Below are 26,579 nucleotides of genomic sequence, written 5' to 3'. Positions count from 1 at the left end.
TTTTTGTTATTAATATATAAAAAAAACCTTGATTAACAAATGTTAATGAAGCATTTTCCTATTTTTGTTGTCTACGAAATTAATCACTAAACAATGTGAGTCATCACAAGGTTAATCCAAACCTGCACTTTCATCCCTTCTTTAGGCCGATTTATCAGCATAAAGAAAGATTGGCACTAGCCAAACCCTAAGGGAATTTTTTACTATGTCGCAGGTCTATATCTAACTAACTTAAAATAATCCGAGTAGCATCATGCCTTTGAGTCGATTTCACGCGTTACGCGAATACTTAAATACTGTCATTTTAGGGCAGCCTATTCTCACCGAGAATCTACTAATTGCATTAATTGCCGACGGGCACCTTTTGGTTGAAGGTCCTCCAGGCCTTGCTAAGACTCGTGCTGTAAAAGCCCTGTGTGATGGTGTAGAGGGAGATTTTCACCGTATTCAATTTACGCCAGATCTTCTACCAGCTGATTTAACCGGTACCGATATTTATCGCGCTCAAACTGCCACCTTCGAATTTGAGGCAGGACCTATTTTCCATAATCTTATCTTGGCCGATGAGATTAACCGCGCCCCAGCCAAAGTTCAGTCGGCTCTATTAGAAGCCATGGCTGAGGGACAAGTCACGGTCGGTAAGCACAGTTATCAGTTACCAGAACTGTTTTTGGTCATGGCGACACAAAACCCACTAGAAAATGAAGGGACTTACCCGCTACCCGAAGCGCAATTAGACAGATTCTTGATGCACTTAAACCTTGACTATCCAAGTGCTGAGACCGAATTTGAGATCATGAGGATGTCTCGAAATGAAGCCCTTAAGCAAGAAGTGCCACAGGTTGAGCCTATTATTCAAGGGGATATTTTTGCCGCAAGAGAAAACGCATTACAAATTTATCTTGCCGAGCCTTTAGAGAAATACATCGTCGACATCATCATGGCGACTCGTAAGCCTGAAGCCTATAGCCAAGAACTCGCTAGTTGGCTTGAATATGGCGTCAGTCCACGTGCCACTTTGTCGCTTGAACGTTGCGCTCGTGCTCGCGCCTACTTATATGAGCGTGATTTTGTCTCTCCAGAAGATATTCAAGCGGTTGCGCCCAACGTGCTGCGTCACCGTTTGCTATTGAGCTATCAGGCACAAGCCGATGGTGTCAGTAGCGATGACGTAATCAACCATATTCTTTCTCAAGTTGCGGTCCCTTAATGGTCAACTCTGAACTGCCGTTGTTTAGCGACGGCATTAATATTACCGAAAAAGAGTTACTGGCTTGTCAGAGCCTCGCAAAAGCTTTGCCTGAAAAACGCTCTAAAGCTAAGGCGAGCCTCGCGGGCCATAGAGCGAGCTTGATAAAAGGTCGTGGCATGGAGTTTGCCGAGGTGCGTCATTATCAAAGTGGTGATGACGTGCGCACCATTGACTGGCGCGTTACAGCTAGAACCGGTAAGGCTCACACCAAGCTGTTTGTCGAAGAGCGTGAGCGCCCTGTGCTACTGCTACTGGATCTCAGTCATAGCCTCTACTTTGGCTCAAGCTTGATGTTGCAATCAGTGCAAGCGGCACATCTTGCTACCACCCTTGGCTGGAGCGCTATTTTACATGGCGACCGCCTAGGGGCATTAATCGCTACCGAGCAAGAACATATTGAGCTTAAACCGCGGAGTCGCCAACAAGGCATTTTGCAGGTGATCTCTGCGATTAAAACCTTGCATAGCAGACAACTGCAAAATATCGCCGACCAGAGTCCAGAACCTGAACACCTGCTCAAAGCGTGTCAACGGCTTCGCCGCCTCGCCAAGCCGGGCTCACTCATCTGGATAGTTTCCGATGGCAGTAATTTCACTCCAAGTTGTTTGGCGGCGCTTTCAGACTTGAAACGCCACTGCGATTTGGGTGCGTTTTTAATTACGGATCCACTTCGTCAAGGGCTGCTCAATCTACCCAAGCATTTTCAGCTTCCGGTAAGAGAAGGCGGCAAAGAACTGCTACTCGATAGAAACAGTTATGAGCAGTGGCTAGCAGGTCAGCAACATCAACAAGATATTTTTATTGAAATGATGCAAAAACTTAACGTTGAAACCCGCATTGTTGATGCAGGGATCCGACTCAATCAACAGTTAGGGGCATTGCGATAGATGAGCAATCCTATCAATCCAGCACTTGCAAGTATGCAAGACATTCAGACACCCGCCGAGATCGGTGTGTGGCCACTCGCTTACGGCTATTGGCTCAGTCTCGTTATTATCATAATCGTTACCGCTTTACTCATTGTTTGGATTAAAAAACGTAGACAGATCAGCGCTGCCAAGCGAGTCGCACTTAAAGAACTTGCGGCAATAGATCAAAACAGTCCGCAATTTGCCGTTGAAGTGAGTAGCCTACTTAAACGCGCGGCTATGAGTTACACCTGCCGCGAACACGTGGCTCAGCTCAGCGGCGATGATTGGTACCAATGGTTAAACGCACAGGTTGATAAACCGCAAGATGAGCTAGGGAAACTCTTAGCCCTGCGCTTTCAAAAAGCCCAGCTTAACCAAGATGAAAAAATGGCGCTTAAGCAACATGCTCAAAACTGGCTAAAAGCCGCGCTTCCACTGGCTAGTGCAAAAGCTAATGCCATCAGTAATACAACCAGTGAGGCCAAACAATGCTAACCCTCGCCTGGCCATTTTTATTACTGCTACTACCTTTGCCACTGATATTTAGAAGCAAGCAGCAGAAACAACCTCAAGGCGGTCATCTACTGTTACCCGGAGCAAGCTTGCCGAGCCAAGTGACTATCACCGAGAAAAGTAAGCAGAGCAGAAAACGCTACTGGATAGTCTGGTGCTTACTGGTTGTAGCTTGCGCCCGCCCCCTTTGGGTAGGTGAAGCGATTGAACTGCCTAGTAAAGGTCGTGACCTTATGTTATCAGTCGATCTCTCCGGCAGTATGCAAATTGAAGACATGGTAATAGACGGTAAGGTGGTAGACCGCTTTACTCTTATCCAACATGTCATTAGCGACTTTATTGAGCGCAGAAAAGGCGATCGTATCGGTCTGATCCTGTTCGCCGATCACGCCTATCTGCAATCTCCACTGACCCAAGATAGACGCTCTGTGGCGCAATATTTAAAAGAAGCTCAAATCGGTCTGGTTGGTAAACAAACTGCCATCGGCGAAGCTATTGCCCTTGGTGTTAAACGTTTCGATAAAGTCGAACAGAGTAATCGAGTATTAATTTTACTCACCGATGGTTCTAACAATGCTGGCGCCATATCACCAGAGCAAGCTAGCCAGATTGCCGCCCAAAAAGGGATCACCATCTATACCGTAGGTGTTGGCGCTGATGTCATGGAACGCAGAACCCTATTTGGCAAAGAAAGAGTCAACCCATCCATGGATCTCGACGAGTCCCAATTGCAAGACATTGCCAAAACCACTGGCGGTCAATATTTTAGAGCCCGCAATACAGAGGAATTAGAGCAGATCTATCAGGTAATCGATACTTTGGAGCCTGTCAGCCGTGATCAACTCAGTTACCGCCCTCAATCAGAGTTATTTTATTGGCCTCTAGCGTTAGCCCTATTAGCATCTGTTCTTAGCGCATTGACGCAAGTGACACTCTTTAAAGTAAGATTTAAAGCCAATTTAAGAGATAAAGCCCAACTAGCAAAAGGAGGACGTTAACCATGCATTTTCTGCGTCCCGAATGGTTCTTAGCCCTTATTCCATTAGCCTTACTGCTATTGCTGTTATTTAAGAGCAAGGCTGCAAGCTCAAGCTGGAACCGCTATATTGCTCCCCACTTAGCCAAGGTGCTTGTGGGTGGTTCGATGAAGAAGAAACACAACAATATTGCTTACCTAGCCATAGCTTGGTTTATTGCTGTTTTTGCTCTTTCTGGGCCTGCATTTGAGAAAAGATCCCTACCTGTCTTTGAGTCGGCTCAGGGACGAGTCATCGTCATGGATATGTCTTTATCTATGTATGCCAATGACTTGGTGCCTAATCGTTTAACTCAGGCGAAATTTAGAGCCACAGATCTTATCGATGGCCTCTCGGAAGGTGAAACGGGGCTGATAGCCTATGCTGGAGATGCTTTTACCATTAGTCCACTCACGCGAGATAAAGCGACACTATTAAACCTACTACCCACCCTAACGCCAAGCATAATGCCAGTAAGAGGCTCCAACCTTGAGGCGGCAATTATCCAGGCAAAATCTTTACTTAGCCAAGGAGGTCACGTTCGCGGCGACATTATTTTGTTCACCGACGGCGTATCCTCAACGCAATTTAAACGCGCTGAATCTGTGCTAACGGATAGTCAGTATCGACTGGCAATTATCGCCTTCGGTAGCCAACAGGGTTCGCCGATCAAATTACCCGATGGTCAATTATTACGTGATAATGCTAATCAAGTTGTCGTTGCTAAAACTGATTACAGCTTGCTAAAGGAACTCGCCACAGAGGCCAATGGAATTTTAGTTCCAAGTCGCGCAGACGGCGCAGATGTCACGCAAATTAAGCAATGGCTTGCTAACACGCAAGATACTAAGGCAAGCGATCTCGAAGGAGAAACTTGGCAAGATATAGGCCCCTACTTTGCGCTACTTTTACTATTGCCAGCCTTATTGAGCTTTAGAAATGGCATGATGGCAGGCCTTGCTCTATTAGTCTTGTTTCAGCCTAGTGGACAAGTCTATGCAAGCACTTGGGATGATCTTTGGCAAACCCAAGATCAACAAGCGATGCAAGCTTATCAGGCGCAAGACTATAAAAATGCTGCGAGTCAATTCAAGAGCCCGCAATGGCAAGCAAGCGCGCTTTATAAAGCAGAAAACTATGAGCAAGCACTTAAGGCTTTTGAAAAAGATGACTCTGCCAACGGTCTATACAATCAAGGCAATAGCTTGATGCAGTTAGGTAAGTACGCCGAGGCTCAAGAGCGTTATCAATCAGCCCTAGATAAGAGTCCACAGTTTGATGCCGCAAAGGGCAATCTTGACCTGGCTAAACAACTGCAACAGCAACAGCAACAAGAGCAGCAGAGTTCTGATCAAAACTCAGGTCAAAGTTCCGATCAAAATTCTGAGCAAAGTTCTGAGCAAAGTTCTGAGCAAAACTCAGATAAGAACTCTGAAAACAGTCCAGAGCAAGACTCGGATAAAAACCAGGGCGATGATCAATCACAAAGCTCCGAGGCTCAGTCACAAAGCTCTGAGTCACAGTCAAAAGACAACCAGCAAGATAATGCAAAATCTGAACAGAGCCAGTCACAAGAACAAGCTGCTAATCAACAGCAGGCAAATAATGAAGCTGAAATGCAAGCAAACCCTGATGACGAAAAGGATGATGAAAACAAGGCCGAGCAAACTCAAGCTAATAGTCAGTCTACTCAACAAACTAAAGAGCAAGAAGAACTAGCTAAACAGCAAGCGCAAGCCGCAACAGCTGAGGCCGAGAAGCAAAATCAAGCTGCGGAGCAAACAGAGCAAGTCGCCGCAAGCCCCATCCCAACAGATGAACCACTACCACCTGAAATGGAACGGGCACTACGAGCCGTTGCCGATGACCCACAGGTTTTACTGCGAAACAAAATGCAACTTGAGTATCAGAAACGCCGCCAACAAGGCATCAATTCTAAGGAAAACGAACAGTGGTAATACGGCATATTTTTCTCCTCGCGCTTATCGCCCTCACAGCCGCCTTTCCAGCTAGTGCGATCACCTCGCTGCAAGCCTCTGTCGACCGTAACCCCGTTATGGAAGGTGAGTCTTTAGTCCTAACCGTCACCGCAAATGACGATATGAATAGCGGTAAACTCGATACTTCTTCGTTGCTAAAAGACTTTATTGTAGGCCGAACCAGTATCAGCCGCAGCAAGCAAATAATGAATTTTGACGCGAGTAACGAGACGCGCTGGCAAGTGCTGTTATCGCCTAAAAATATCGGTACTGTCACGATTCCAGCTTTTACTATCGATGGTATCAGCTCTAAACCTATCTCTTTATCTATTTTAAAAGCAGGTTCGCAGCCTCAACAGATGAAAGATATCTTTATGCGTGCCAACTTATCCAGTGAGCAGGCCTATGTAGGTCAAATGCTGACTTATAAGGTAAAGCTCTATTTAGCGCTAGAACTACAGCGAGGTGTATTGAATGCACCAAACCTAGAAGGTGCGCAAATAAAGCAGCTCGGTGAAGACAATGACAGTACCGATGTCGTCAATGGTCGCCGTTACCGCGTCATTGAACGCAACTATGCAATAGTCGCAGACCAACCTGGGCAGCTCGCTATTGACGGTGCCAGTTTCGCTGGCGATGTCATGATTCAGTCTAGACGCAACGGCGCCATGTTCTCTTTCAATGAAAGTCGTCCAACTCAGACTCAAGCGCCAAAAATGACGGTACTCATCAAGCCGATTCCTGCAGACTATCAGGGACAGTGGCTCGTATCGGACTTGGTTGTATTAAAAGAAGATTGGCCGCAAACACAAACCGAGTTTAAAGTTGGCGACCCTATCACTCGTACCATCAATTTACTGGCATCTAATGTCGATGAAACAAGTCTGCCTGAAATCGTCATTAAGACACCAGACGCACTTAAAACCTACCCAGAAAAGCCACAACGTAACACTTTTCTACGCGACAACCAGATGGTGTCTCAATTGACGCAAACTACGGCAATTGTCGCCACTCAAGCTGGCACATACACCTTGCCTGAAATCAAAGTTCCCTGGTGGAACCCACATCTAAACAAACAGCAATTTGCAACATTACCCGCGCGAACTATTACAGTGATAGGTGGCGCAGCAACTGAGCCTTTACAACCTCAAGTCTCCACACACTTAAGTAATAATGGTGCTGGTTTTTGGCCTTGGTTATCTTTAGTGCTTGGCTGTTTATGGGTCATCACTTTACTCCTTTGGTTAAAAGAGCGTAGCAAGAAGCCTACACAGTCCAATATAGACTCAACGACAAAGGCTGCTCCGCCCCATTCGGCCTTAACGCACCTGCAAACTGCTTGTCATGCAAAAAATGCCGCTGGGGTGCTAAATGCACTGACTCGTTATTATAGCGAGCTACATCAAAGTCCAATGACCTTAACTCAGATTGCAGCAACGGATAGCCGTTTAAGCGATTGTATAAGCCAGTTACAGCAAAGCGCGTACAGTTCTAATCAGCAATCTAGTACGATCGATTTTGCTCTGATCCTATCGATTGCCAAAATGGCTAAGGCCAACTCTCGCCAAGCTAAAGATCCAGTACTCGCAAAACTTAATCCTAGCTAACAAAGCTTTTTACTTAAGAGCAGTTATCGTCAATTAATACCGATAACTGCTCTTAATGGTTAATAACTGCATCCAATAAATAACCAACCCAATCCCCCTCCTCTCAAAACGAATTCCTCTACACAATATCAACAGAACCAAGCATTGGTATTAACAACTTAACGAGAGTAAGCTGTATTCCATTCATCCCGTTAGAAAAATTAAAATGTTTGATAGTTGGCGCAATAAAAAGTCGAAGTCCACGGTCTCTTCAGACATGGTTAGCAAACAACGACGATACGATAGCCTTGTCAGGGCACTTCACGCAGATATTTACCGTTTCGCCTATTGGCTTTGCGGAGATAAACACATCGCTGAAGACATCACCCAAGAAACATTTTTACGTGCTTGGCGCTCGCTTGACTCATTAAAAGACGAGAAAGCTGCCAAAGCATGGTTAATCACTATTTTACGCCGTGAAAATGCCAGACGTTTTGAACGTAAACAGTTTAACTACTCAGATGTTGAACAAGAGTTTATTGAAGATACGGTTTCTGGCAGCACTGAAGAGCTCGCTGAGCAACACTTAATACGTAGGCAGATTTCCAAATTGGAGCTTGAGTATCGAGAGCCGCTACTACTGCAAGTCATTGGTGGCTTTAGCGGTGATGAAATAGCAAAAATTCTCGATTTAAATCGCAATACCGTTATGACACGTTTATTTAGAGCTAGAAATCAACTTAAAGAGCAACTCGAGCAACCACAGTTCAGGGGGCAGTCCAATGGATGAGCTTAAGTTTCGCCGTCAGGCCTACAGTGACCCCAATAGTCAAGAGCCAGACTTTATCGATGCGGCTATGGAGTCAGCTGAAAGAGAAGCTTTCTTAAATGAGCTAAAAGGCTTAGACGCTAAGATAGAGCGAGCTCTCAAAGTCGATGTGCCTGACGACCTTGCCGCTAAATTATTATTAAGGCAGCAATTACAACATCATCATTCACAGCGACGCAAAACGGGCTTTGCATTCGCCTTAGTTGCGTCAGTAGCGTTTTTAGCAGGAATGACCTTCACCTTGCTAAGAATGGGCCCCGTCGATTTGGGCCAGCATGCATTAGCTCATGTCTATCATGAAGAGAAAGCGCTACACGTCGACCAAGATGTCGCTTATCAAGATGTAAACTTTCAACTTGCTTCCCTCAATGGCGGTAGCAATATGAAGTTTACCGAGCAGCCTGGTAAGGTGTTTTATAGCACCTATTGTGACTTTCAAGGTGTAAAAAGCCTGCACTTAGTCATGCAAGGAAAAAAAGAGAAAGTCACACTGTTTATCGTGCCACTCGAAGATCGTATGGTACTTGAGGAAGCTTTTACCGATAACAAATACCAAGGCATGGGCTTTGAAACTGATAACGCTTACATGTTACTTGTTGGTGAAAAGAATCAAGATCTTGATTACGTTAAGAGCGAAATAGAACATACATTTATCTAACCCCTTCACAACCAATGGTGCTTAACAAGCATCATTGGTTAGATCTTCATCGCATTTCCCTGCTTTATTGGGCTCAAGCTCATAGATCTGCTAGCATAGCGCTTCACATAAATAGAAAAGATAAAGAAGCGTGAATCACACATGACAATTGAATTACCTGTTTTAATAACTTTTATCGCCTATCTCGCTTTAATGATGGGGATTGGCTTATGGGCTTATAAAGCCACAGACTCAGTAGATGATTATATTCTTGGTGGCCGAGGAATGGGACCCGCGGTGACAGCACTCAGTGTTGGCGCATCAGACATGTCTGGTTGGCTACTTTTAGGCTTGCCTGGAGCTGTTTACCTAGGCGGATTAGGTGAAGCATGGATTGGCATAGGCCTAGTGTTCGGCGCTTGGCTAAACTGGCTATTTGTCGCTAAACGTTTACGTGTTTACACTCAGTTTACCGATAACGCTCTCACGCTACCTGACTTCTTCGAAAAACGTTTTGAAGATAATAAAGGCATACTAAAGCTAGTTTCAGCTGTGACTATCTTAGTATTCTTCACCTTTTACGCTTCGTCTGGCATGGTGGGTGGGGCAATTTTATTTGAAAAAGTATTCGGGCTAGATTACACCTTGGCCTTGATCATTGGCTCTACCATTATCGTAGCCTATACCTTTGTTGGCGGTTTCTTTGCCGTGAGTTGGACCGACTTTTTCCAAGGCTGCCTGATGCTTGTTGCACTGCTAATTGTTCCTGTGGCTATTTTTAGTCAGCCAGAGACACAAGCAGGCTTGGAAAACATCGACCCCGCAATGCTGTCTATGTTCAATGAAAACACCACCTTTATTGGCTTCATATCGCTATTAGCATGGGGACTGGGCTATTTTGGTCAGCCGCATATTCTGTCTCGTTTTATGGCTATCGCCTCACCAGACGATATTCCGGTTTCACGCCGTATCGCCATGAGTTGGATGCTACTAGCCCTTGTCGGTGCATTGGCCACAGGTATTGCTGGTAGCCTGTATTTTGCAGCCGAGCCACTAACAAACCCTGAAACCGTGTTTATCCACCTTGCCCACGCTGCATTTAATCCTTGGATTGGCGGTTTGCTTATTGCCGCTATTTTGTCGGCCATTATGAGTACTATCGATTCACAACTTTTAGTGTGCTCGAGTGTCATCACCGAAGATTTCTATAAGAAGTGGTTACGTCCTCAGGCGACAAGTAAAGAATTGATGCTTGTCGGTCGTATTGGCGTGTTAGCGATTGCCGTCATTGCTGGTGTTGTTGCCCTCAACCCAGATAGCAGCGTACTAGGTTTAGTTAGCTATGCTTGGGCAGGCTTTGGCGCGGCTTTCGGTCCGGTGGTGTTATTGTCTCTATTTTGGCGCGGTTACAGCCGCAACGGTGCAGTGGCGACTATTATTGTTGGTGCGCTAACCGTTGTGATTTGGAAGCAACTTTCTGGTCATATTTTTGACATCTATGAAATCCTTCCTGGCTTTATTCTAGCCACCCTTACCGGTGTCATTGTTAGTAAATTGCAAAGCCCATCTGCAGCGATTAAACAGCAATTCGATAGCTTCGAAGCTAAGCTATAGCTGCAATAGAGAGCAAAACAGATAAAAAGCGTACACTTGTACGCTTTTTTTATTTTAATCAATTACCTCACAAATCTTAGCGTATTTACATCCCATTAACCCAGAGTCAAACCAACTTGTTGCCCCAAGCCTATGCTGGCTATACTTTCTGAGGCTCAATTTAATTGCTCACTTAATTATCAGCCAAAAAAACGCGCTATAATTAACTAATAATTAACAAAAAAACGATTCTGGTCGGAGTTGTTAGCTTGCTCACATCTACCTACTATGCACTGGTCTAATAAGTGGATCTTGCAGCTAATCATGAAATTAGCACCAAATAAGCAAGACCAAAAATATAATAGAGATGATAATAATGAAGATTTTCAACAAGACTCTTATTGCTGTATCAGTAGCTCTAGTAAGTACTCAAACAATGGCTGCCGGCTTTCAAATCAACGCCCAATCGGCAACAGGTATCGGTCGCGCATTCGCCGGTGATGCCGTGATTGCTGATAACGCATCAGTACTTTCACGTAACCCAGCAGCTATGGCATTGTTTGACGAAAAACAACTTTCAATGGGCTTAACTTATGCTGACGTGCAAGTTGAAGTACAAGATGTAGCCCTAGGTTCGGTACATTACGGTAGCGTTGATGATGCAGCTGAAGCAAAAGTTATCCCTAACTTTTACTATGTTAGCCCAGTAAATGACAAGTTTGCTTACGGTGTAGCTATGTTCAGTAACTTCGGTACAGGTACGGATACAACCGATCTATCCAGCAATATTGTAGGTGGTATCCTCCCTCCACCAATCGACTTACTAGGTAAAACCGAAGTTACCACAATCAACTTCAACCTAAGTGCATCATACCGTTTCAATGACCACTTCAGTGTTGGTGCTGGTGTTGATGTTATCTATGGTTCTGGCACGCTAACACGCGGCGGCTCAATGCCTTCGATGGAAGGCCCTGTGCATACAGATCTTGCTGATGTCGATGCTGATGGTATTGCTTTTGGTGGTATCGTAGGTGCGGTTTATGAAATTAATGCTGATCACCGCTTTGGTGTAAGCTACCGTTTCAGTCCAGAGTTCACTGCTGACGGTACAGTGAATTACCTAGGCACTGACTTTGAAGAGATCAACATTCCTCTTCCGGATATTTTCCAAGTTGCGGGTTTCCACCAGTTAACAGAAAAGTTTGCCCTACACTACACAGCACAGATGACCACTTGGGGTGATTTCCATGAAATCACTGTTACAGATCCAGCAGAAGCACAACTTAAAAAGTACGCGTGGGATGATTCATGGTTATTCAGCGTAGGTGGTACTTACACCTTAAATGATAGCTGGACACTACGCGCAGGCTATATGTTTGACCAAGGTGTTGTAGGCGAAGTGAGCTCTATCTCAATTCCTGATTCAGACCGCCAGTGGTACACTATGGGCGCAACTTACAACCTATCTAAGCACACTAGCCTAGACTTTGGTATTGCGTTTGTTCGCGGCGAAGAGACTCACCTAACTGAACAAAGTGTAATTGGTTTAATTGACGCAACTACGACGTCGAATGCAACTTACTACTCTATTCAGTACAACTACAAGTTCTAAGCTAAACGCTTAGCTGTAAAGTGTTTGTCTAGTTCTAAAAGCCGCATATTAATGCGGCTTTTTTATTGCGCATTTATTAATGCTAATTTATTTGTCCTAATAAGGATATTCTTGCTAACGTTAATCCATCAATAATCGCTTTGAGCATCATATGTCTAAGAGCAATGCCCTTCCCGCCCTTATTTTGGGTGGTTTACTCTGCTTAGGTTTAATCATGTCAGCCAGCACCGTTGGCGATAAGCTTATTAAGATGAAAACAATGGAGCGAACCGTTACGGTTAAAGGCCTAGCTGAAAAAGAAGTTAGCGCCAATGTCGCCATATGGCCGATTCGCTTTACCGAAGTCGATAACGACCTTGATAACCTGTATCAAAGCGTGCAAATCAAGACCGATAAAGTGGTCAATTTTCTAAAACAGCAAGGTTTTAGTGAAGATGAAATTACCGTAGCACTACCCGCTATTGAAGACAGACAAGCCCAAGGTTTTGTCGACCCAAATGTGAAATACCGTTATGCGGCTAAAATATCTATTTCCCTCTATACCCACAAAGTCGAGTTGTTACTCAAAACCCGCACCAATATGCTCAGTCTCGCAAAAGATGGCATTGCCATTTCCGATCAAGACTACAACAGCAAAGCACAATTTCTATTTACTGAGTTAAACAAGGTTAAGCCTGAGATGATTCAATCGGCAACCCAAAATGCTCGTCAGGTCGCTGAGAAGTTTGCTAAGGATTCTGACTCTAAGTTAGGGAAAATCAAGCAAGCTTCCCAAGGACAATTTAGTATCAATGACAGAGACAGCAACACGCCTTATATCAAGAAAGTGCGAATTGTTTCGACATTGACCTATTATCTGAACGATTAGCGCTCAAGATTTACCGCACAGATAGAAAAAAGGCTTAACTTAGGTTAAGCCTTTTTGCATTTCCCGTGTAACGGCAATCTACTTCTTAGTCATGTTCACTTTTGAGCACACTGATTGAAAGTGAGACTGTAGCCTCGCCAATATTCATCGTGTTTTTCTAATAAATAATTATTGCACATAAAAAACACTTCCATTAGAATTATTGCATGGACTGGTTTTGATAAAACAATAAAATGAATAATTCCCAAAAAAACGCCCTGAAAAACACTGCCCTACTTGCCTATCTATTAATAAGCTCTCTACCATTTTTGAGCCTATCTGCATCGGTATTGGCTGAGCCTAGAGCGGTTACTGAATATGAGCATTTAGAATCAATAAAAGTAAGTTTAAAGCCTTACCCTAACTGGGTACAGCTAGACGCCGTCGTCGAGCCGACGAAATCTGCTACCGTATCGGCGCAAACCTCAGGGCGTATTATTAAGCTCAATTACGATATCAACGATATAGTTACAGCCGGTGCACCATTACTTGAGATCACCAGTAAAGAGCAAGGTGCCCAGCTCGCCGCCGCAGAAGCCAATTACGCCAAGGCCCGCGCCGTTAATGTTGAAGCCCAGCAGCAGCTTAAGCGCTATCAAGCCTTGTTTCCTAAGGGAGCCATTTCCAAGGGGGCAATGGATGAAGCCGAAGCTAACGCTACATCCGCACAACAAGCTGTTAGCGCAGCAAAGGCTGGAATGACTCAAGCCAATGAATCCTTAAAATATACTCTTGTCAGTGCACCATTTGCCGGCGTTGTCACCCATAGGCATGTCGAAGAGGGCGAAACTGTCAGCCCTGGGCAAGCCTTATACTCAGGTTACTCATTAAACCAGATGCGCGCGGTCACTCAAGTTCCTCAGCGCTATGTTGACGCCCTCAAACAGCAAGCAAATTTCAAGCTAACCCTTGCTAATGGCAAACAAATTAGCAGTGATGAACTGACCCTCTTCACCTTTGTTGACCCAAAGAGTCACAGCTATAAAGTCCGTATCAACCTACCAGAGAATATCGAAGGAGTGATCCCTGGCAGTTTAATTAAAGCGCAATTTATTAGCGGTAGTCGTCGCGCCATATTTGTCCCCGAATCGTCATTACTCACCATGAATGAACTCAGCGCTGTTTATATTCAGCAAAATGACACATGGATACTCAACCAGGTCAGAACTGGGCTCAACGATAATAGCAAAGTCGAGATCTTAGCTGGGTTATCTGAAGGCGATGTGGTTGCTAAAGATGCCTACCACGCACTGTTACTGCTTAAGCAAAGCAATAAACCATGAAACCTAATCGAATCTAGTTTTAAGGAAGGCCTGTCATGCAAACTCAAAACAAATTAGGTATTTCTGGACGTATTGCTAGCGCGTTTCAATCCAGTGCTATCACACCATTATTGGCACTCTTAGGCTTACTGTTCGGCTTATTTGCAATAATCGTGACGCCTAAAGAGGAAGAGCCGCAAATCGATGTCACCTTTGCCGATGTGTTTGTCCCCTTCCCTGGCGCAACCCCGCGTGAAGTAGAAACCTTAGTCACCCTGCCAACCGAGCAGATAATCTCTGAAATTAAAGGTATAGATACCCTCTACTCATTTTCACAACCCGATGGAGCCCTGTTTATCGTGGTGTTTGAGGTGGGCATTGCTCGTAATGAGGCCATAGTCAAACTCTACAATCAGCTTTACTCCAACCAGTATAAGCTTCCGCTCGAAGCCGGTGTCGGAGAGCCACAAATTAAACCTCGTGGCATAGATGATGTTCCTATTGTTAGCCTCACTCTATGGTCTAAAGATCCTAAAATATCCGCAGAGATGCTCACTCATGTGGCTAACGGCTTAGAAACAGAGATAAAAAGGATCCCCGGTACCAGAGAGATTAGCTCCTTTGGTGATCAACAACTGAGCCTCAACGTTAGAATCGATCCGCTTAAAATGAATTATTTCGGCGTCTCGTTTGACGAAATAAATCAAAGCCTAATGAGTAACAATCATATCTCAATGCCAAGTTCTCTAGTTCAAGGTAATCAAGAGATAAAAGTGCAAGCGGGTCAGTTCCTGCAAAGTATTGAAGATGTGAAACAACTCGTGGTCGCGGTAAAAAAAGATAGCGACGGCCATGCTGCCCCCGTTTACCTCGCTGACTTTGCCGATATCACCCTTAAAGCTGACATACCTACTCAAAGTGCATGGCATGGCGACAAGCAAGATATCTATCCGGCTGTCACTATCGCCATTGGCAAGCAACCCGGTATGAATGCCGTTGATGTCGCGAACGCTATTATCAATAGAGTCGATAAAGTTCAAAACGTGTTGATCCCTAACGGCATAGAAGTGAGCACTTCACGAAACTATGGTGAGACAGCTGGAGACAAAGCCAATACCCTAATTTTAAAACTGATCTTTGCTTCTGCCGCAGTGGTGATCTTAGTCCTAATCACCATGGGGTTTAGAGAAGCCGTAGTGGTCGGCATAGCCATTATCATCACCTTAGCTTTCACTCTTTTTGCCTCCTGGGCATGGGGATTCACCCTAAACCGGATCTCGCTATTTGCACTGATTTTCTCTATCGGGATCTTAGTTGATGACGCCATCGTAGTGGTTGAAAACATTCACCGACATATGGCAATGGGCAAGCGCTCGTTTTCAGAATTGATTCCAATCGCTGTTGACGAAGTTGGCGGCCCGACTATTTTGGCGACCTTTACGGTTATTGCGGCTTTGTTACCAATGGCCTTTGTATCAGGTTTGATGGGGCCTTATATGAGCCCTATTCCAATCAATGCCAGTATGGGTATGCTAATCTCGCTTGCAGTAGCGTTCATGATCACCCCTTGGCTAAGTCGTAAATTATTAAAACACCCAAGGTCACAGCATAACGATGATAGCCTTGATGTTAAAGGTGGTCATAGTAAAGACCAAGGCATGATGTTTACCCTATTCAATCGCTTAATTGGTCCCTTCGTACTGGGTAAAAATGCCAGAAAAGCTCGGCTAGGTTTGGCTGCTGGTATTTTTATTCTGATTGCCGGGGCCGTGGCACTACCTATGGCAAAATTGGTGGTACTGAAGATGCTACCCTTCGATAATAAGTCTGAGTTTCAAGTCATGGTCGACCTACCTGAAGGTACACCTGTTGAGCAGACTCAAAAAGCATTAAAAGAGTTAGGTCGTTACCTTAATCAAGTAGAAGAAGTAGAAAGTTACCAACTCTATGCTGGCACCAGTGCTCCCATCAACTTTAATGGTTTAGTGCGCCATTACTTCCTGCGCCAAACACAAGAGCTTGGCGATATCCAAGTTAACTTAGTCGATAAAAAACATCGAGACCGTGACAGTCATAGCATCGCACTATCGGTTAGGGCACCACTTCAGGCAATTGGTAAAAAGTACAATGCCAATATAAAAGTGGTTGAGGTGCCACCTGGCCCACCGGTTTGGTCGCCAATTCTTGCTGAAGTTTATGGCCCTAGTGAAGCAATTCGTGAGCAGGCTGCAAACCAACTACTAGGGTTATTTAAAGAGACCAAAGATGTAGTCGATGTCGATATCTATTTACCTGAGTCGGCAGCTAAATGGCAAGTGATCATCGACAGAAGTAAAGCGAGCTTACTTGGCGTACCTTATAGCCAGATAGTCGACTTAGTCGCAACGTCTGTCGGTGGTAAGAATATCAGCTACCTACATAAAGCTAACCATAAACATGCGGTGCCAATTAAAATCCAACTGCAAGAAGGCGCGAAAGTTGATTTAGAGCAAGTGCTAAACCTGACGCTGCGTGGCAGTAATGGCCAAGCGGTTGCCGTCTCTGAGTTAGTCAGAATTGATAAAGGTAATATCGATGCCCCTATCATTCATAAAAACATGATCCCGATGATCATGGTGGTTGCCGATATGGCAGGCCCCCTGGACAGTCCTCTTTATGGCATGTTTGATATGGTCGCTCAGATAAATGATAAAGCCTCAGATGTTAATTTAGCGGCAAATTTAGACTTCGAACAGCACTACATCAGCCAACCTAGCGGACTCGATAGCGTCGCAGTGCTCTGGGATGGAGAATGGAAAGTGACCTACGAGACGTTCAGAGACATGGGAATTGCCTATGCCGTGGGCATGATCGCTATTTATCTATTAGTGGTCGCCCAATTTAGATCATATCTGGTTCCACTGATTATTATGGCTCCAATTCCACTAACCATTATTGGGGTGATGCCAGGCCATGCCCTCTTGGGAGCCCAATTTACCGCCACCTCCATGATAGGCATGATTGCGTTGGCGGGGATCATAGTGCGCAACTCGATTCTATTAGTCGACTTCATTCATCAAGAAACGGCCGCAGGCGTGCCATTTCAACAGGCGGTTATCCACTCTGGAGCCGTGCGAGCAAAGCCAATTATGCTAACAGCCTTGGCGGCTATGATAGGTGCACTCTTTATAATAGATGACCCGATTTTTAATGGCCTAGCTATTAGCCTTATTTTCGGGATCTTGATCTCAACACTATTAACCTTAGTGGTTATTCCTGTGCTTTATTACGCAGCGATGAAAAAGCGTTATCTATAGTCTATCTCTATTTATGGCGGTCAGTACCGCCATAATCACTTCCCATTAAAAGGAGTTCCCATGTCAATTGAACGTGCCATCATGGCATTTGCAGGCTTTATGGTTTTACTATCAATAGCCCTAACTGTCTGGAATAACGATAATTTTATCTGGCTCACTGTTTTTGTGGGAGCTAATTTATTACAAAGCGCCTATACTGGATTTTGTCCGGCAGCCATAATTTTGCGTAAGCTAGGCTTTAAATCAGAAGCACAGCTAGCGACTGCCAATCAAAACTAAATAATGACAAATAAAGGTATATTGATGAGTAACGCTTTTAATTTACAGCATAAACTACCAAAAAATATAATTTGGTTGCTAGGGCTAAGTGTTTTACTAATGATGTTTAGCACATTAGCTAGCGCCGCCGATCAAGACGCTAAGGTTGCTTGGCAAAAGATTGAAGCTGGCGCATTAGTCGTAGACGTACGCACAGCAGAAGAATTTGCTCAGGGCCATCTACCGAACGCTATCAATATTCCTTATGAGCAAATTAATAGTGTATTTAGCAACAAGCAGATAGCAAAAGATCGCTCTGTGATTGTCTATTGCCGTAGCGGTAACCGCAGTGGTATCGCCAATAAAATGCTTGTAAGTGAAGGTTACACTAACGTTTACAACGGTGGTGGATATCAAATGCTGATGAGTAAACAACACTAAATACCACTACATAACAATCAGTATCTGCACTAGAACAATTAGAGTTAAAGGCCGCCGATGGTGGCCTTTTTGTTAGCCAAAATTAATGACCAAGATCTGTCATTAATAAGCTGATATAATTAACCGATACAGGTAAGTACCAACAAGACGATTGCAACAAGACTATGACTCAAGTAAACAACCCACTGCACGGCATTAAGCTCGAAGATTTATTAACAGATCTCGTCGACCATTATGGTTGGGAAGAGCTAGGTAGCCGAATTGATATCCGCTGCTTTAATCATGATCCAAGTATAAAATCGAGTTTAAAGTTTTTGCGTAAGACGCAATGGGCGAGAGATAAGGTTGAATACCTTTATCTTAAGATGCATAAATTGCCTCTGCCAGCGCCAAGAGAATATGACGCTGAATATAAAACGCCTAAGCCACAGAGGTCTAAAGAGCCGTTACCTGAAGCGAATGCAAAAATCTGGGGCAAATAAACCCAGCCTTCTCTGAACGATGACATTGGTTTAATCTACGGTTAAACCAATGTCTCTTCAATTTGGAGAACGCTTTTTATCTGTGTTAGATAGGGAACTCAAAAATTAAACGCCACACTTCAATGCCGTCCCCAGCCCGATAACTCAAGCCAAAGCGGTCAATATTAATTAAATCCCAGCCTATGGGTTTTGAAAACGCGAAAGTCATACCCACTTCATAGCTATTTGACACCAACACGTCTTCTTCAAACGGCGTAGTAAACTTTAGCCTATCAAAGTACCAATAGCCCGCCACAAAAAACCTCGGCTCAATCTCTACCCCTTTCGCTTGAAAGTAATAGTTAGTGCCAATATCAACACCAGATTGCACCGCAGAATAAGTTTCGCTGCTGTTGTCATTTAACGTGGTATAACCTGCAAAAAAGAGTCTATTAACCCAAATTGGCGAAGTGTCGCCTAACTTAAAATCAAGCAAGCTAGACATGCCTGCAGAATAGATAACGACATCATTTCCATTGGTAAAGTTAGTGCCAAAGCCAAGATCGGCGTAGGTTTGAAACTCATGGGTTTCGGAGGTTTTTACTCGATACTCAATCCCTGGAGTAACGGTTAAAGTGCCAACACTCGACGGAAACTCTCCTTCGGGTAAATCACTCCAGGTGAAGTTGAAAAAGCCCATAGAGACAGGTGTATTTAATACTAAAGATTCGTCTTCGGAGCGTTTGAGATCGAAGCTAATGGGAATATTCGCAACCGTAGCATTTTGGCCTGAAGTACGATAGATACCACTACCGAGATAATTAGCAAATGCGTAGTGGCTGTAGTCGACTTCAGCCTCAGCCATAGTCGGCAAAGAAAACAGGGGGAGTAATAAAGCGAGGTAACGCAAACGGCTCATAAATCGACTTTAAACTTAATTAAACTCTAATGGATAGCCCGAATATAGCGTTATAGCATGGGAAAAGCCAAAGAAATTAAGGCTTTTCCCCGAAGAGATTAGTCTTTATCCGCTTTGCTATCTGTTTCAGTGAAGTGATGCTCAGACATCATATGCCCAAGTTGGGTCGACTTAGTCTTGAGATAGGCTTCGTTATAACGATTTTTGCCCACTTGCAGTGGTACACGTTCAACAACTTCTAAACCAAAGCTTTGCATCGCTTTGACCTTACGCGGGTTATTAGTCATTAAGCGTACTTTATCGACACCGATCTTCTCCATCATAGGGATGATCATATCGTATTTACGCATATCGGCTTCAAAACCTAAGCGTTCGTTAGCTTCTACCGTGTTAGCACCTTGATCTTGTAGCTCATAAGCACGGATCTTATTCAGTAGACCAATCCCACGACCTTCTTGGCGCAAGTAAAGAATAAAGCCTTGACCTTCTTCAGCAATATTTTGCATCGCTGTTTGCAGTTGAAAACCACAGTCACAGCGCAAACTAAATAATGCATCACCAGTTAAACATTCTGAATGGATACGACCAAGGATTGGAGCATTTGGCGGGAATGTGCCAAAGGTAAGTGCTACATGCTCTTTACCCGTCTCACTATCTTCAAAACCATGCATTTCGAAAACACCCCAAGGGGTTGGTAATTTTGAAGACGCGATGTATTTAATCGACATGAAAAAACCTTAACGACAACTCTCACTCCTTGAGACTGCAGACATCCTGATAAAGAAAATAAATTGCTTGAGACGATACTCTTGCTAGCCCTATGACTCAACAAGTCTATGGCGTAAAGAAGTCTTTAATCGCCATAAACAGTCATTGAGTCAGCATAAGCTTAGTACTTAGTGATAACCTTGAAGCGGCTCACTAAATGAATAACTAAAAGTGCTTAAAACTCTTTTTCAGCAAAACCAGTTACTTGCTTAATGCCCATTTCACGACCTAACGCCGTCATTGGGTGAACAACCACTAAACCTTTAACAGATTTTTTCAACTTACCCATGTCAGCCTGCTCGGCTTTAGTCAATACACGGCTAAACTTAAGGCCTGCAACAGTGCCACCTTGCTTGCTTAATTCGCGTGTTTGTTGGCCTTTAACGCTGCTGATCCGCTTTGTTATAGCAGCAATTTCCTGCTTAAACTGGATAATTACAGTCGGATCGCTGCGCTTTTCAGCTGCTGCTAGCTTACGACGAAATTTGTCTAACTTATCGTTGAGCGTTTGCAGCTCCTGCTTTAAATTCATTTACAGACCTTAAATTCAAATCTAATTAACACGTTTAGAAACAAAAACAGCATCAGTGAACTGACGCTGTCTTGTCATTATTGCCATATTATAACAGCATACAAGATCATTTTGCCTAGGTTTATAGCTAAACGATTGGTAAGTTACAGCAGAAACAGACTAGTCCTATCTTAGGTAATGGATTTCTTGATTACTACTACCTCTAAATACCAAGCTTGGATCGGCCAAAGACTGCTCAAATTTACCATCAACCACAACATTGACTAAATCGACTATCTCTTGCTGCGCCTCGCTCAAATTGTCTAAGGTATAACCCGTCCACAACCAAATATCTTTACCTGGGCACTGCTCTTTGACTTGCTTAACTAGAGATAAAATAGCCTCTAGATTAGCGGGAAATAACGGATCTCCCCCAGATAAGGACAAGCCACGACGCTTAATGCGCTTATCATTCAAATCATCAATAATACCTTGTTGCATCTGTTCATCAAACAAGTGCCCTGAACACGGGTTCCAAGTCGATTGGTTGTAGCAGCCGCGGCATTGATGCTCACATCCCGACACAAATAGCGTGGCTCGAGTACCAGGGCCATTAATCACATCGGTTTGATAGTATTGATGATAATTCATAATAAACTCGTTTCAGTTAGAATTTTGCTTTAACTAGAAAACAAAAAGGTGCTGAACACAGCACCTTTTATGTATATAAACCCAATATCTACAGGCTTAGCCATTTACATGCTAAGCCCCTAGTATTTTGACTACAGATGCTTAACGCGACGCTTCACTTCTTCTTGCTTACCGTAGTTAAACGGTCTCGCATCAGGGCTGCCTAAGTAACCGCATACGCGGCGAGTTACCGAGACTCGGCTTGGCTCATGGTTGCCACACTTAGGACAAGTGAAACCTTTACTGGTACAGCTAAACTCACCAGTATAGCCACAGTCATAACACTCATCGATAGGTGTATTCGTGCCGTAATAAGGCACTCGGCTATAGCTGTAATCCCATACATCTTCTAACGCTTCAACGTTATTTTGCATGTTAGGGAACTCGCCGTAACAAATGAAACCGCCGTTAGCTAATTCTGGATATGGCAGTTCAAAATCAATCTTGTCGTAAGGGTTAACTTGCTTTTCAACATCCAAATGGAAGCTGTTTGTGTAGTAGCCCTTAGCCGTTACACCATTAACAACACCAAATACTTTAGTGTCTAAAGCGCAGAAACGGCTGCACAAGTTTTCACTTGGCGTGCTGTACAAGCTAAATGCGTAACCAGACTCAGCCTTCCAGGTTTCAGTCGCTTTCTTCATGTACTTAATCACTTCGATCGCTTTTTCACGTAGCATTTCGCTATCGTAAACATGCTCATCGGTGCCATAAAGTGCATTGATGGTTTCATGAAGGCCAATATAACCTAGAGAAATTGACGAACGACCATTTTTAAAGATCTCAGAGATATCATCATCTGCACGTAGACGCACACCACAAGCACCTTCCATATAAAGAATAGGCGCTACGCGAGCTTTAACACCTTCAAGGCGAGCGATACGCGTATCAAGACCCTTACGAGCGATTAGCAAACGCTGATCTAAGATGCGATAGAACTCAGCTTCATCACCTTTCGCTTCTAATGCGATACGTGGCAAGTTAAGACTTACAACACCTAAGTTGTTACGTCCTTCATGAATTAATTCGCCGTCTTGCTCGAAAGTACCTAAGAAGCTACGGCAACCCATAGGGGTCTTAAATGAACCCGTGACTCTTTCTACTTGTTCGTAGTTAAGAATGTCTGGGTACATACGAGTCGTCGCACACTTAAGTGCTAGCTGCTTAATATCGTAGTTGCAATCGCCAGTTTTGTGGTTAATACCATCACGAATAGCAAATACTAGCTTAGGGAATACCGCAGTTTTACGATTCTTACCTAGACCTGCGATACGCACTTTCATCATTGACTGTTGAATTAAGCGCGACTCCCAAGAGGTACCCAAGCCAAAACCAAATGTTACAAATGGCGTTTGGCCATTAGCAGTATGCAGTGTGTTTACTTCATACTCTAAAGACTGGAATGCATCGTGACACTCTTTCTCAGTCTGCGCTGTCGCGAAGGCTTTGGCATCGGTAATGCCCCAAGTCAGTGCGACTTGATAATGCTTGTCATAGCTCTTTGCTACAAACGGCGCTAAAACTTCATCGATACGGTTAATGGTGGTGCCGCCATAAATATGACTCGCCACTTGAGCAATAATTTGTGCTGTTACAGCCGTTGCTGTAGAGATTGATTTTGGTGTTTCAATCTCGGCATTGCCCATCTTAAAGCCTTGGGTCAACATGCCGCTTAAATCGATAAGCATACAGTTAAACATTGGGAAGAATGGCGCGTAATCCAAGTCATGATAATGGATCTCACCAGACTCATGAGCAGCAACAACATCTTTTGGTAAGATGTGGCACTTAGCGTAATGCTTCGCCACGATACCTGCTAATAGATCGCGCTGAGTCGGAATAACTTTAGAGTCTTTGTTAGCGTTCTCGTTCAACAAAGCAGCGTTGCTTTGATCAACCAGCCCACGGATCTCTTGGTTTAAACGGCTGCTGACTTCTCGCTTAACATCACGATCATGTCGGTATTCAATATAAACACGTGCCAATGATTTGTGCGGTCCTTCCATCAGCAAGTTTTCAACTGAATCTTGCAGATCATGGATGTTCACTTCTGCCAATTCAGCAACAGTTTGCTTAACTTGTTCAGCAACCTGTTGGGCATATTCAGCGCACTCAATACCTACCGAGTTAGCAGCTGCTATCACGGCATCTTTAATCCTTGTTTCGTCAAAAGGCGTACGGTAACCATCCCGTTTAATAACCACTGGCATTGTTTAATTCCTCTTCAGCTCGCTCATCAAAGCAACACTATATATAGTGCTACTTTTTCAATAAATCACAATATGTGGCGCATTAAGCTATAAAATAAGAATAAGAACATTGATCCAGATCATGATTTTAAAAGAGGAAGACAATAAGAAAACAGTTCTGCCTACAAAGCCACTGATCTCAAATTATGCCCTTGACGGAGACTTCGAAGCGGGCTAGTGACAGGATAATTGAGGTATAAATTGTGGATAAAAATAGGCTGTTAAAAACCTTGTAAAATACCTGTTGCCGCAAGTTATTGCTTGCTTTGAAAAACAGGCAGCGAAATACGCCAACTAAGCCGTTTTTTACAGCATATTTTGGCCAAATATTGAAATTTCTAAGGTGTTAACAACAAATACTAAAGGGTAATAATTGCTAATGCTTGTTAGCAAGAGCGAGGTAGCTATTAAGCTGACCATTTTCCTGTTGATGCTCCCCCGTCATAGAGGTTAACTGCATCAAAGCTTTAAGCCCTTTATATTGTTCCACTTGCGCTTCGCTTAGCGACTTTTCTGAGTTTAGCAGCTCAGTTATCTGGCTAGAAACACGGTTAGCTTTCTGTGCAACCAATGGCGACTGAGAAAAGTCCATTGCCCCCATCACCCACTTAGCATCATCTAACATTTGAGCCAGACTGCTATCTTCTTCGCTATCAGTTAAAGCCGCTGCTTGCTCGTCAATAAAGTCAGATAGAGATTGTTCATCGGCAGGAGGGAGCTCAAATCCACTATTTGATAAGCGATTAAGCTGCCCTTCTGAAAGAATGCCATCTTGATACAGTCGTTGGATAAGTGAAGGCAGCTGAGCAGAGGTAAACTGGCCTCCTTTGAAGAAGTCGTTAGCCATCGCTTCAATTTTTTGCGCTCTCTCAGCGCGACCTGACAACACTAAAGTATTGTCACTCTTAGTCAGCTCTGTCGCAGCTAGAGTCTGTTTGCCGCTGTTAACTGCAATATTTTCGGCATTGGTAACATTTGACTGTTCCCTATTAACACCATAGGCGTCAGATAGCGTATTACTATTTACTGGGTTGTTGATACTGCTAAGTAGGTTCATCGTCAAAAAGCCGGCATTAACTAAATATAACCGAGTTAAAGCATTTAACGTGCCGACTTATCAAGTTGAAAATCAACTGGTTATTTTTACGTCACCTCATGAGTTAGCTCAGAAGTTAAAGACAGGCACAAAGTGCGTAGAGACTCCACTTGCTCGTCAGACATATTGACCTTATCCAGCAAAGTTTGCTTTAACGCCAAGGCTTCTAGCTTAAGCTTATAACCAGCATCCGTTAGTACAATGACCTTCTTACGCTCATCGCTTTCATCGGCTAGACGCTGCAAAAATCCTTTTGCTTCAAGCCGTTTAACAATAGGTGTTAAAGTCCCCATATCGAGTCGTGTGGATTTAGATATTTGAGTCAGACTCACCCTGTCTTGCAACCATAAAGACTGCATAACTAAGTATTGCGGGTACGTTAACTCATAGCGTTCTAATAACGGCCTGTAGGCTCGCATCAAGGCGTTTGCCGCTGTATAAAGCGCAAAACAGACATTATCAGCAAGGCAGGGATCGGCAGTATTGTTTGAGTCGTTATTGGTCACAGATACTAAGCTTAGGCAAGTCAGGAATATCGATAATATTAACTTACATCCAAACTTAAAACTAGATTGAGCACAAGTAATTTGCACGCAATTGTTTTGCGCGCAAAGTATTTGCAAATTCAATTTTACCTGCCTATGATACTGACAATTACTTTGCGCACAAAACAAATTAAGGAATGACATGAATATCCAAGAAATTCAATTGAACTCTCGTCCAGAAGGCATGCCTATCGCCGACAATTTTTCGCTGGCAGAAGGGACTCTCTCCCCAATAAAACAAGGCGAGTTCTTGGTCAAAAACGTGTGGATGTCTGTCGACCCTTATATGCGCGGCCGTATGATTGACAGAAAAAGTTACATTGCACCTTTTGAGATAGGTAAAGTGTTAGAAGGCGGCGCAATAGGTGAAGTCATTGAATCACTTAACCCTAACTTTCCTGTCGGCAGTAAGGTCAGCAGTATGTTTGGCTGGCGCAGCCACTTTGTTAGTGACGGTGTAGAGATCACCGTTTTACCTAAAACAGCCATTTCTGAATCGCATTTCCTGGGGGTTCTAGGTATGCCAGGTATGACCGCCTGGACTGGTCTTAATCGTATTGCAGAGTTGAAAGCCGGTGAAACCCTGTTTGTTTCCGCAGCATCAGGTGCTGTTGGCAGTGTAGTGGCACAGATTGGTAAGCTCATGGGAGCGCGGGTTGTAGCCTCTGTTGGCTCTGATGAAAAAGCTCAATACCTAAGCTCACTGGGTGTGGATGCCGTGATTAACTACAAGACTTGTGGCAACTTAGACGCCGCGCTGGCTCACGCCGCGCCTGAAGGTATTGACGTCTATTTTGAAAATGTTGGCGGTGAGCATCTCAGCGCAGCGCTGAACCATATGAAAGATCACGGCCGAATTGCCGTTTGCGGCATGATAGCTCAGTACAACGACACAGCCCCGACTCCTGGACCGAGTAATCTTGCCCAGATCATTATCAAAAAATTAAAAATTGAAGGTTTTATCGTGTTTGAACATTGGGATCACTATCCCCAATTTGCGGCGCAGATGGGACAATGGCTTGCTGAAGGTAAGGTGCAAGCAGAGCAAACTATCTATGAAGGTTTAGAAAACGCTCCTGATGCGTTTATTGGACTATTTGAAGGTAAAAACCGCGGCAAAATGGTAGTGAAGCTTGCTTAGTGTAATCTAAGGCTGCCCACAGCTAACTGATTACTAGAAAGCTTATCTAACAAGCTATAAACACAATAAAGGCGCAAAAAGCGCCTTTATTGCGTATGAATTTCACC

General features: G+C 44.0%; 24 protein-coding genes. 17 read left to right on the top strand and 7 right to left on the bottom strand.

Annotation, left to right across the window (positions count from 1 at the left end):
- The first annotated feature begins 253 nt into the window (after positions 1-253).
- The 16 genes from K5Q73_RS12725 (at position 254) to K5Q73_RS12650 (ending at position 18,574) form a co-directional block, all read left to right on the top strand.
- Positions 254-1,210, top strand: coding sequence for a MoxR family ATPase (locus K5Q73_RS12725; protein ID WP_220759492.1), 957 nt, complete (start codon positions 254-256; stop codon positions 1,208-1,210).
- On the top strand, positions 1,210-2,139 hold the full coding sequence (locus K5Q73_RS12720) for a DUF58 domain-containing protein (protein ID WP_220759491.1): 930 nt from the start codon (positions 1,210-1,212) through the stop codon (positions 2,137-2,139). Before K5Q73_RS12725 ends, K5Q73_RS12720 begins: the two co-directional genes overlap by 1 nt.
- Positions 2,140-2,658 carry a DUF4381 domain-containing protein gene (locus K5Q73_RS12715; protein ID WP_220759490.1) on the top strand — a complete coding sequence of 173 codons (519 nt, stop codon included), beginning with the start codon at positions 2,140-2,142 and terminating at the stop codon, positions 2,656-2,658.
- Positions 2,652-3,674 carry a VWA domain-containing protein gene (locus K5Q73_RS12710; protein WP_220759489.1) on the top strand — a complete coding sequence of 341 codons (1,023 nt, stop codon included), beginning with the start codon at positions 2,652-2,654 and terminating at the stop codon, positions 3,672-3,674. The genes K5Q73_RS12715 and K5Q73_RS12710 overlap by 7 nt, the downstream gene beginning before the upstream one ends.
- A 2-nt stretch (positions 3,675-3,676) precedes the next feature.
- Positions 3,677-5,650 (top strand): VWA domain-containing protein, encoded by a 1,974-nt coding sequence (locus K5Q73_RS12705; RefSeq protein ID WP_220759488.1) that lies wholly within the window; start codon positions 3,677-3,679, stop codon positions 5,648-5,650.
- Positions 5,644-7,278: a BatD family protein gene (locus K5Q73_RS12700; RefSeq protein WP_220759487.1), complete on the top strand. Its 1,635-nt coding sequence runs from the start codon at positions 5,644-5,646 to the stop codon at positions 7,276-7,278. The genes K5Q73_RS12705 and K5Q73_RS12700 overlap by 7 nt, the downstream gene beginning before the upstream one ends.
- 205 nt (positions 7,279-7,483) lie before the next feature.
- A complete protein-coding gene (locus K5Q73_RS12695) occupies positions 7,484-8,047 on the top strand; it encodes a sigma-70 family RNA polymerase sigma factor (protein WP_220759486.1) in 564 nt (187 codons plus the stop codon).
- On the top strand, positions 8,040-8,744 hold the full coding sequence (locus tag K5Q73_RS12690; protein ID WP_220759485.1) for a DUF3379 domain-containing protein: 705 nt from the start codon (positions 8,040-8,042) through the stop codon (positions 8,742-8,744). The genes K5Q73_RS12695 and K5Q73_RS12690 overlap by 8 nt, the downstream gene beginning before the upstream one ends.
- A gap of 141 nt (positions 8,745-8,885) precedes the next feature.
- Positions 8,886-10,337 (top strand): sodium/proline symporter PutP, encoded by a 1,452-nt coding sequence (putP, locus tag K5Q73_RS12685; protein ID WP_220759484.1) that lies wholly within the window; start codon positions 8,886-8,888, stop codon positions 10,335-10,337.
- 355 nt (positions 10,338-10,692) lie between these two features.
- Positions 10,693-11,928 (top strand): OmpP1/FadL family transporter, encoded by a 1,236-nt coding sequence (locus tag K5Q73_RS12680; protein WP_220759483.1) that lies wholly within the window; start codon positions 10,693-10,695, stop codon positions 11,926-11,928.
- 151 nt (positions 11,929-12,079) lie between these two features.
- A complete protein-coding gene (locus tag K5Q73_RS12675) occupies positions 12,080-12,796 on the top strand; it encodes an SIMPL domain-containing protein (protein ID WP_220759482.1) in 717 nt (238 codons plus the stop codon).
- Between the two features lie 233 nt (positions 12,797-13,029).
- Positions 13,030-14,118: an efflux RND transporter periplasmic adaptor subunit gene (locus K5Q73_RS12670; RefSeq protein WP_220759481.1), complete on the top strand. Its 1,089-nt coding sequence runs from the start codon at positions 13,030-13,032 to the stop codon at positions 14,116-14,118.
- Positions 14,119-14,153: 35 nt separating this feature from the next.
- Positions 14,154-17,393, top strand: coding sequence for an efflux RND transporter permease subunit (locus tag K5Q73_RS12665; protein ID WP_220759480.1), 3,240 nt, complete (start codon positions 14,154-14,156; stop codon positions 17,391-17,393).
- A 60-nt stretch (positions 17,394-17,453) separates the two neighbouring features.
- Positions 17,454-17,672 carry a DUF2892 domain-containing protein gene (locus K5Q73_RS12660; RefSeq protein WP_220759479.1) on the top strand — a complete coding sequence of 73 codons (219 nt, stop codon included), beginning with the start codon at positions 17,454-17,456 and terminating at the stop codon, positions 17,670-17,672.
- A gap of 24 nt (positions 17,673-17,696) precedes the next feature.
- Positions 17,697-18,092, top strand: coding sequence for a rhodanese-like domain-containing protein (locus K5Q73_RS12655; RefSeq protein WP_220759478.1), 396 nt, complete (start codon positions 17,697-17,699; stop codon positions 18,090-18,092).
- A 164-nt stretch (positions 18,093-18,256) separates the two neighbouring features.
- Positions 18,257-18,574 carry a VF530 family DNA-binding protein gene (locus K5Q73_RS12650; RefSeq protein WP_220759477.1) on the top strand — a complete coding sequence of 106 codons (318 nt, stop codon included), beginning with the start codon at positions 18,257-18,259 and terminating at the stop codon, positions 18,572-18,574.
- Between the two features lie 85 nt (positions 18,575-18,659).
- Here the strand turns inward: K5Q73_RS12650 and K5Q73_RS12645 are convergent, their stop codons facing one another.
- The 7 genes from K5Q73_RS12645 to K5Q73_RS12615 all read right to left on the bottom strand — a co-directional run bounded on the left by K5Q73_RS12645 (position 18,660) and on the right by K5Q73_RS12615 (position 25,292).
- Positions 18,660-19,472, bottom strand: coding sequence for a hypothetical protein (locus K5Q73_RS12645; RefSeq protein ID WP_220759476.1), 813 nt, complete (start codon positions 19,470-19,472; stop codon positions 18,660-18,662).
- A gap of 98 nt (positions 19,473-19,570) precedes the next feature.
- Positions 19,571-20,200: a GTP cyclohydrolase II gene (ribA, locus tag K5Q73_RS12640; protein ID WP_220759475.1), complete on the bottom strand. Its 630-nt coding sequence runs from the start codon at positions 20,198-20,200 to the stop codon at positions 19,571-19,573.
- 215 nt (positions 20,201-20,415) lie between these two features.
- On the bottom strand, positions 20,416-20,772 hold the full coding sequence (locus K5Q73_RS12635; RefSeq protein ID WP_220759474.1) for a YibL family ribosome-associated protein: 357 nt from the start codon (positions 20,770-20,772) through the stop codon (positions 20,416-20,418).
- A gap of 165 nt (positions 20,773-20,937) precedes the next feature.
- Positions 20,938-21,402 carry an anaerobic ribonucleoside-triphosphate reductase-activating protein gene (nrdG, locus tag K5Q73_RS12630; RefSeq protein ID WP_220759473.1) on the bottom strand — a complete coding sequence of 155 codons (465 nt, stop codon included), beginning with the start codon at positions 21,400-21,402 and terminating at the stop codon, positions 20,938-20,940.
- A 131-nt stretch (positions 21,403-21,533) separates the two neighbouring features.
- Positions 21,534-23,651: an anaerobic ribonucleoside-triphosphate reductase gene (gene nrdD, locus K5Q73_RS12625; RefSeq protein WP_220759472.1), complete on the bottom strand. Its 2,118-nt coding sequence runs from the start codon at positions 23,649-23,651 to the stop codon at positions 21,534-21,536.
- A gap of 415 nt (positions 23,652-24,066) precedes the next feature.
- Positions 24,067-24,747 (bottom strand): hypothetical protein, encoded by a 681-nt coding sequence (locus K5Q73_RS12620; RefSeq protein WP_220759471.1) that lies wholly within the window; start codon positions 24,745-24,747, stop codon positions 24,067-24,069.
- An 86-nt stretch (positions 24,748-24,833) separates the two neighbouring features.
- Positions 24,834-25,292, bottom strand: a complete 459-nt coding sequence (locus K5Q73_RS12615; RefSeq protein WP_220759470.1) for a MarR family winged helix-turn-helix transcriptional regulator — start codon at positions 25,290-25,292, stop codon at positions 24,834-24,836.
- A 181-nt stretch (positions 25,293-25,473) separates the two neighbouring features.
- Between K5Q73_RS12615 and K5Q73_RS12610 the strand changes: the two genes are divergently transcribed.
- Entirely contained in the window at positions 25,474-26,472 is a 999-nt protein-coding gene (locus tag K5Q73_RS12610) for an NADP-dependent oxidoreductase (RefSeq protein ID WP_220759469.1), read from the top strand.
- Positions 26,473-26,579: the final 107 nt, after the last annotated feature.

It is taken from the genome of Shewanella sp. MBTL60-112-B2, assembly GCF_019655055.1.
GTDB lineage: Bacteria > Pseudomonadota > Gammaproteobacteria > Enterobacterales > Shewanellaceae > Shewanella.
Note: the sequence above shows the minus strand (reverse complement) of the source record. Positions and strands in the feature narration are given on the sequence as shown.

What these genes read in the sequence shown, in the direction of transcription:
- K5Q73_RS12725 (WP_220759492.1), top strand. Translation starts at nt 254, where the DNA reads ATGCCTTTGAGTCGATTTCACGCGTTACGCGAATACTTAAATACTGTC.
- K5Q73_RS12720 (WP_220759491.1), top strand. Translation starts at nt 1,210, where the DNA reads ATGGTCAACTCTGAACTGCCGTTGTTTAGCGACGGCATTAATATTACC.
- K5Q73_RS12715 (WP_220759490.1), top strand. Translation starts at nt 2,140, where the DNA reads ATGAGCAATCCTATCAATCCAGCACTTGCAAGTATGCAAGACATTCAG.
- K5Q73_RS12710 (WP_220759489.1), top strand. Translation starts at nt 2,652, where the DNA reads ATGCTAACCCTCGCCTGGCCATTTTTATTACTGCTACTACCTTTGCCA.
- K5Q73_RS12705 (WP_220759488.1), top strand. Translation starts at nt 3,677, where the DNA reads ATGCATTTTCTGCGTCCCGAATGGTTCTTAGCCCTTATTCCATTAGCC.
- K5Q73_RS12695 (WP_220759486.1), top strand. Translation starts at nt 7,484, where the DNA reads ATGTTTGATAGTTGGCGCAATAAAAAGTCGAAGTCCACGGTCTCTTCA.
- K5Q73_RS12690 (WP_220759485.1), top strand. Translation starts at nt 8,040, where the DNA reads ATGGATGAGCTTAAGTTTCGCCGTCAGGCCTACAGTGACCCCAATAGT.
- putP (WP_220759484.1), top strand. Translation starts at nt 8,886, where the DNA reads ATGACAATTGAATTACCTGTTTTAATAACTTTTATCGCCTATCTCGCT.
- K5Q73_RS12680 (WP_220759483.1), top strand. Translation starts at nt 10,693, where the DNA reads ATGAAGATTTTCAACAAGACTCTTATTGCTGTATCAGTAGCTCTAGTA.
- K5Q73_RS12675 (WP_220759482.1), top strand. Translation starts at nt 12,080, where the DNA reads ATGTCTAAGAGCAATGCCCTTCCCGCCCTTATTTTGGGTGGTTTACTC.
- K5Q73_RS12670 (WP_220759481.1), top strand. Translation starts at nt 13,030, where the DNA reads ATGAATAATTCCCAAAAAAACGCCCTGAAAAACACTGCCCTACTTGCC.
- K5Q73_RS12665 (WP_220759480.1), top strand. Translation starts at nt 14,154, where the DNA reads ATGCAAACTCAAAACAAATTAGGTATTTCTGGACGTATTGCTAGCGCG.
- K5Q73_RS12660 (WP_220759479.1), top strand. Translation starts at nt 17,454, where the DNA reads ATGTCAATTGAACGTGCCATCATGGCATTTGCAGGCTTTATGGTTTTA.
- K5Q73_RS12655 (WP_220759478.1), top strand. Translation starts at nt 17,697, where the DNA reads ATGAGTAACGCTTTTAATTTACAGCATAAACTACCAAAAAATATAATT.
- K5Q73_RS12650 (WP_220759477.1), top strand. Translation starts at nt 18,257, where the DNA reads ATGACTCAAGTAAACAACCCACTGCACGGCATTAAGCTCGAAGATTTA.
- K5Q73_RS12645 (WP_220759476.1), bottom strand. Translation starts at nt 19,472, where the DNA reads ATGAGCCGTTTGCGTTACCTCGCTTTATTACTCCCCCTGTTTTCTTTG.
- ribA (WP_220759475.1), bottom strand. Translation starts at nt 20,200, where the DNA reads ATGTCGATTAAATACATCGCGTCTTCAAAATTACCAACCCCTTGGGGT.
- K5Q73_RS12635 (WP_220759474.1), bottom strand. Translation starts at nt 20,772, where the DNA reads ATGAATTTAAAGCAGGAGCTGCAAACGCTCAACGATAAGTTAGACAAA.
- nrdG (WP_220759473.1), bottom strand. Translation starts at nt 21,402, where the DNA reads ATGAATTATCATCAATACTATCAAACCGATGTGATTAATGGCCCTGGT.
- nrdD (WP_220759472.1), bottom strand. Translation starts at nt 23,651, where the DNA reads ATGCCAGTGGTTATTAAACGGGATGGTTACCGTACGCCTTTTGACGAA.
- K5Q73_RS12620 (WP_220759471.1), bottom strand. Translation starts at nt 24,747, where the DNA reads ATGAACCTACTTAGCAGTATCAACAACCCAGTAAATAGTAATACGCTA.
- K5Q73_RS12610 (WP_220759469.1), top strand. Translation starts at nt 25,474, where the DNA reads ATGAATATCCAAGAAATTCAATTGAACTCTCGTCCAGAAGGCATGCCT.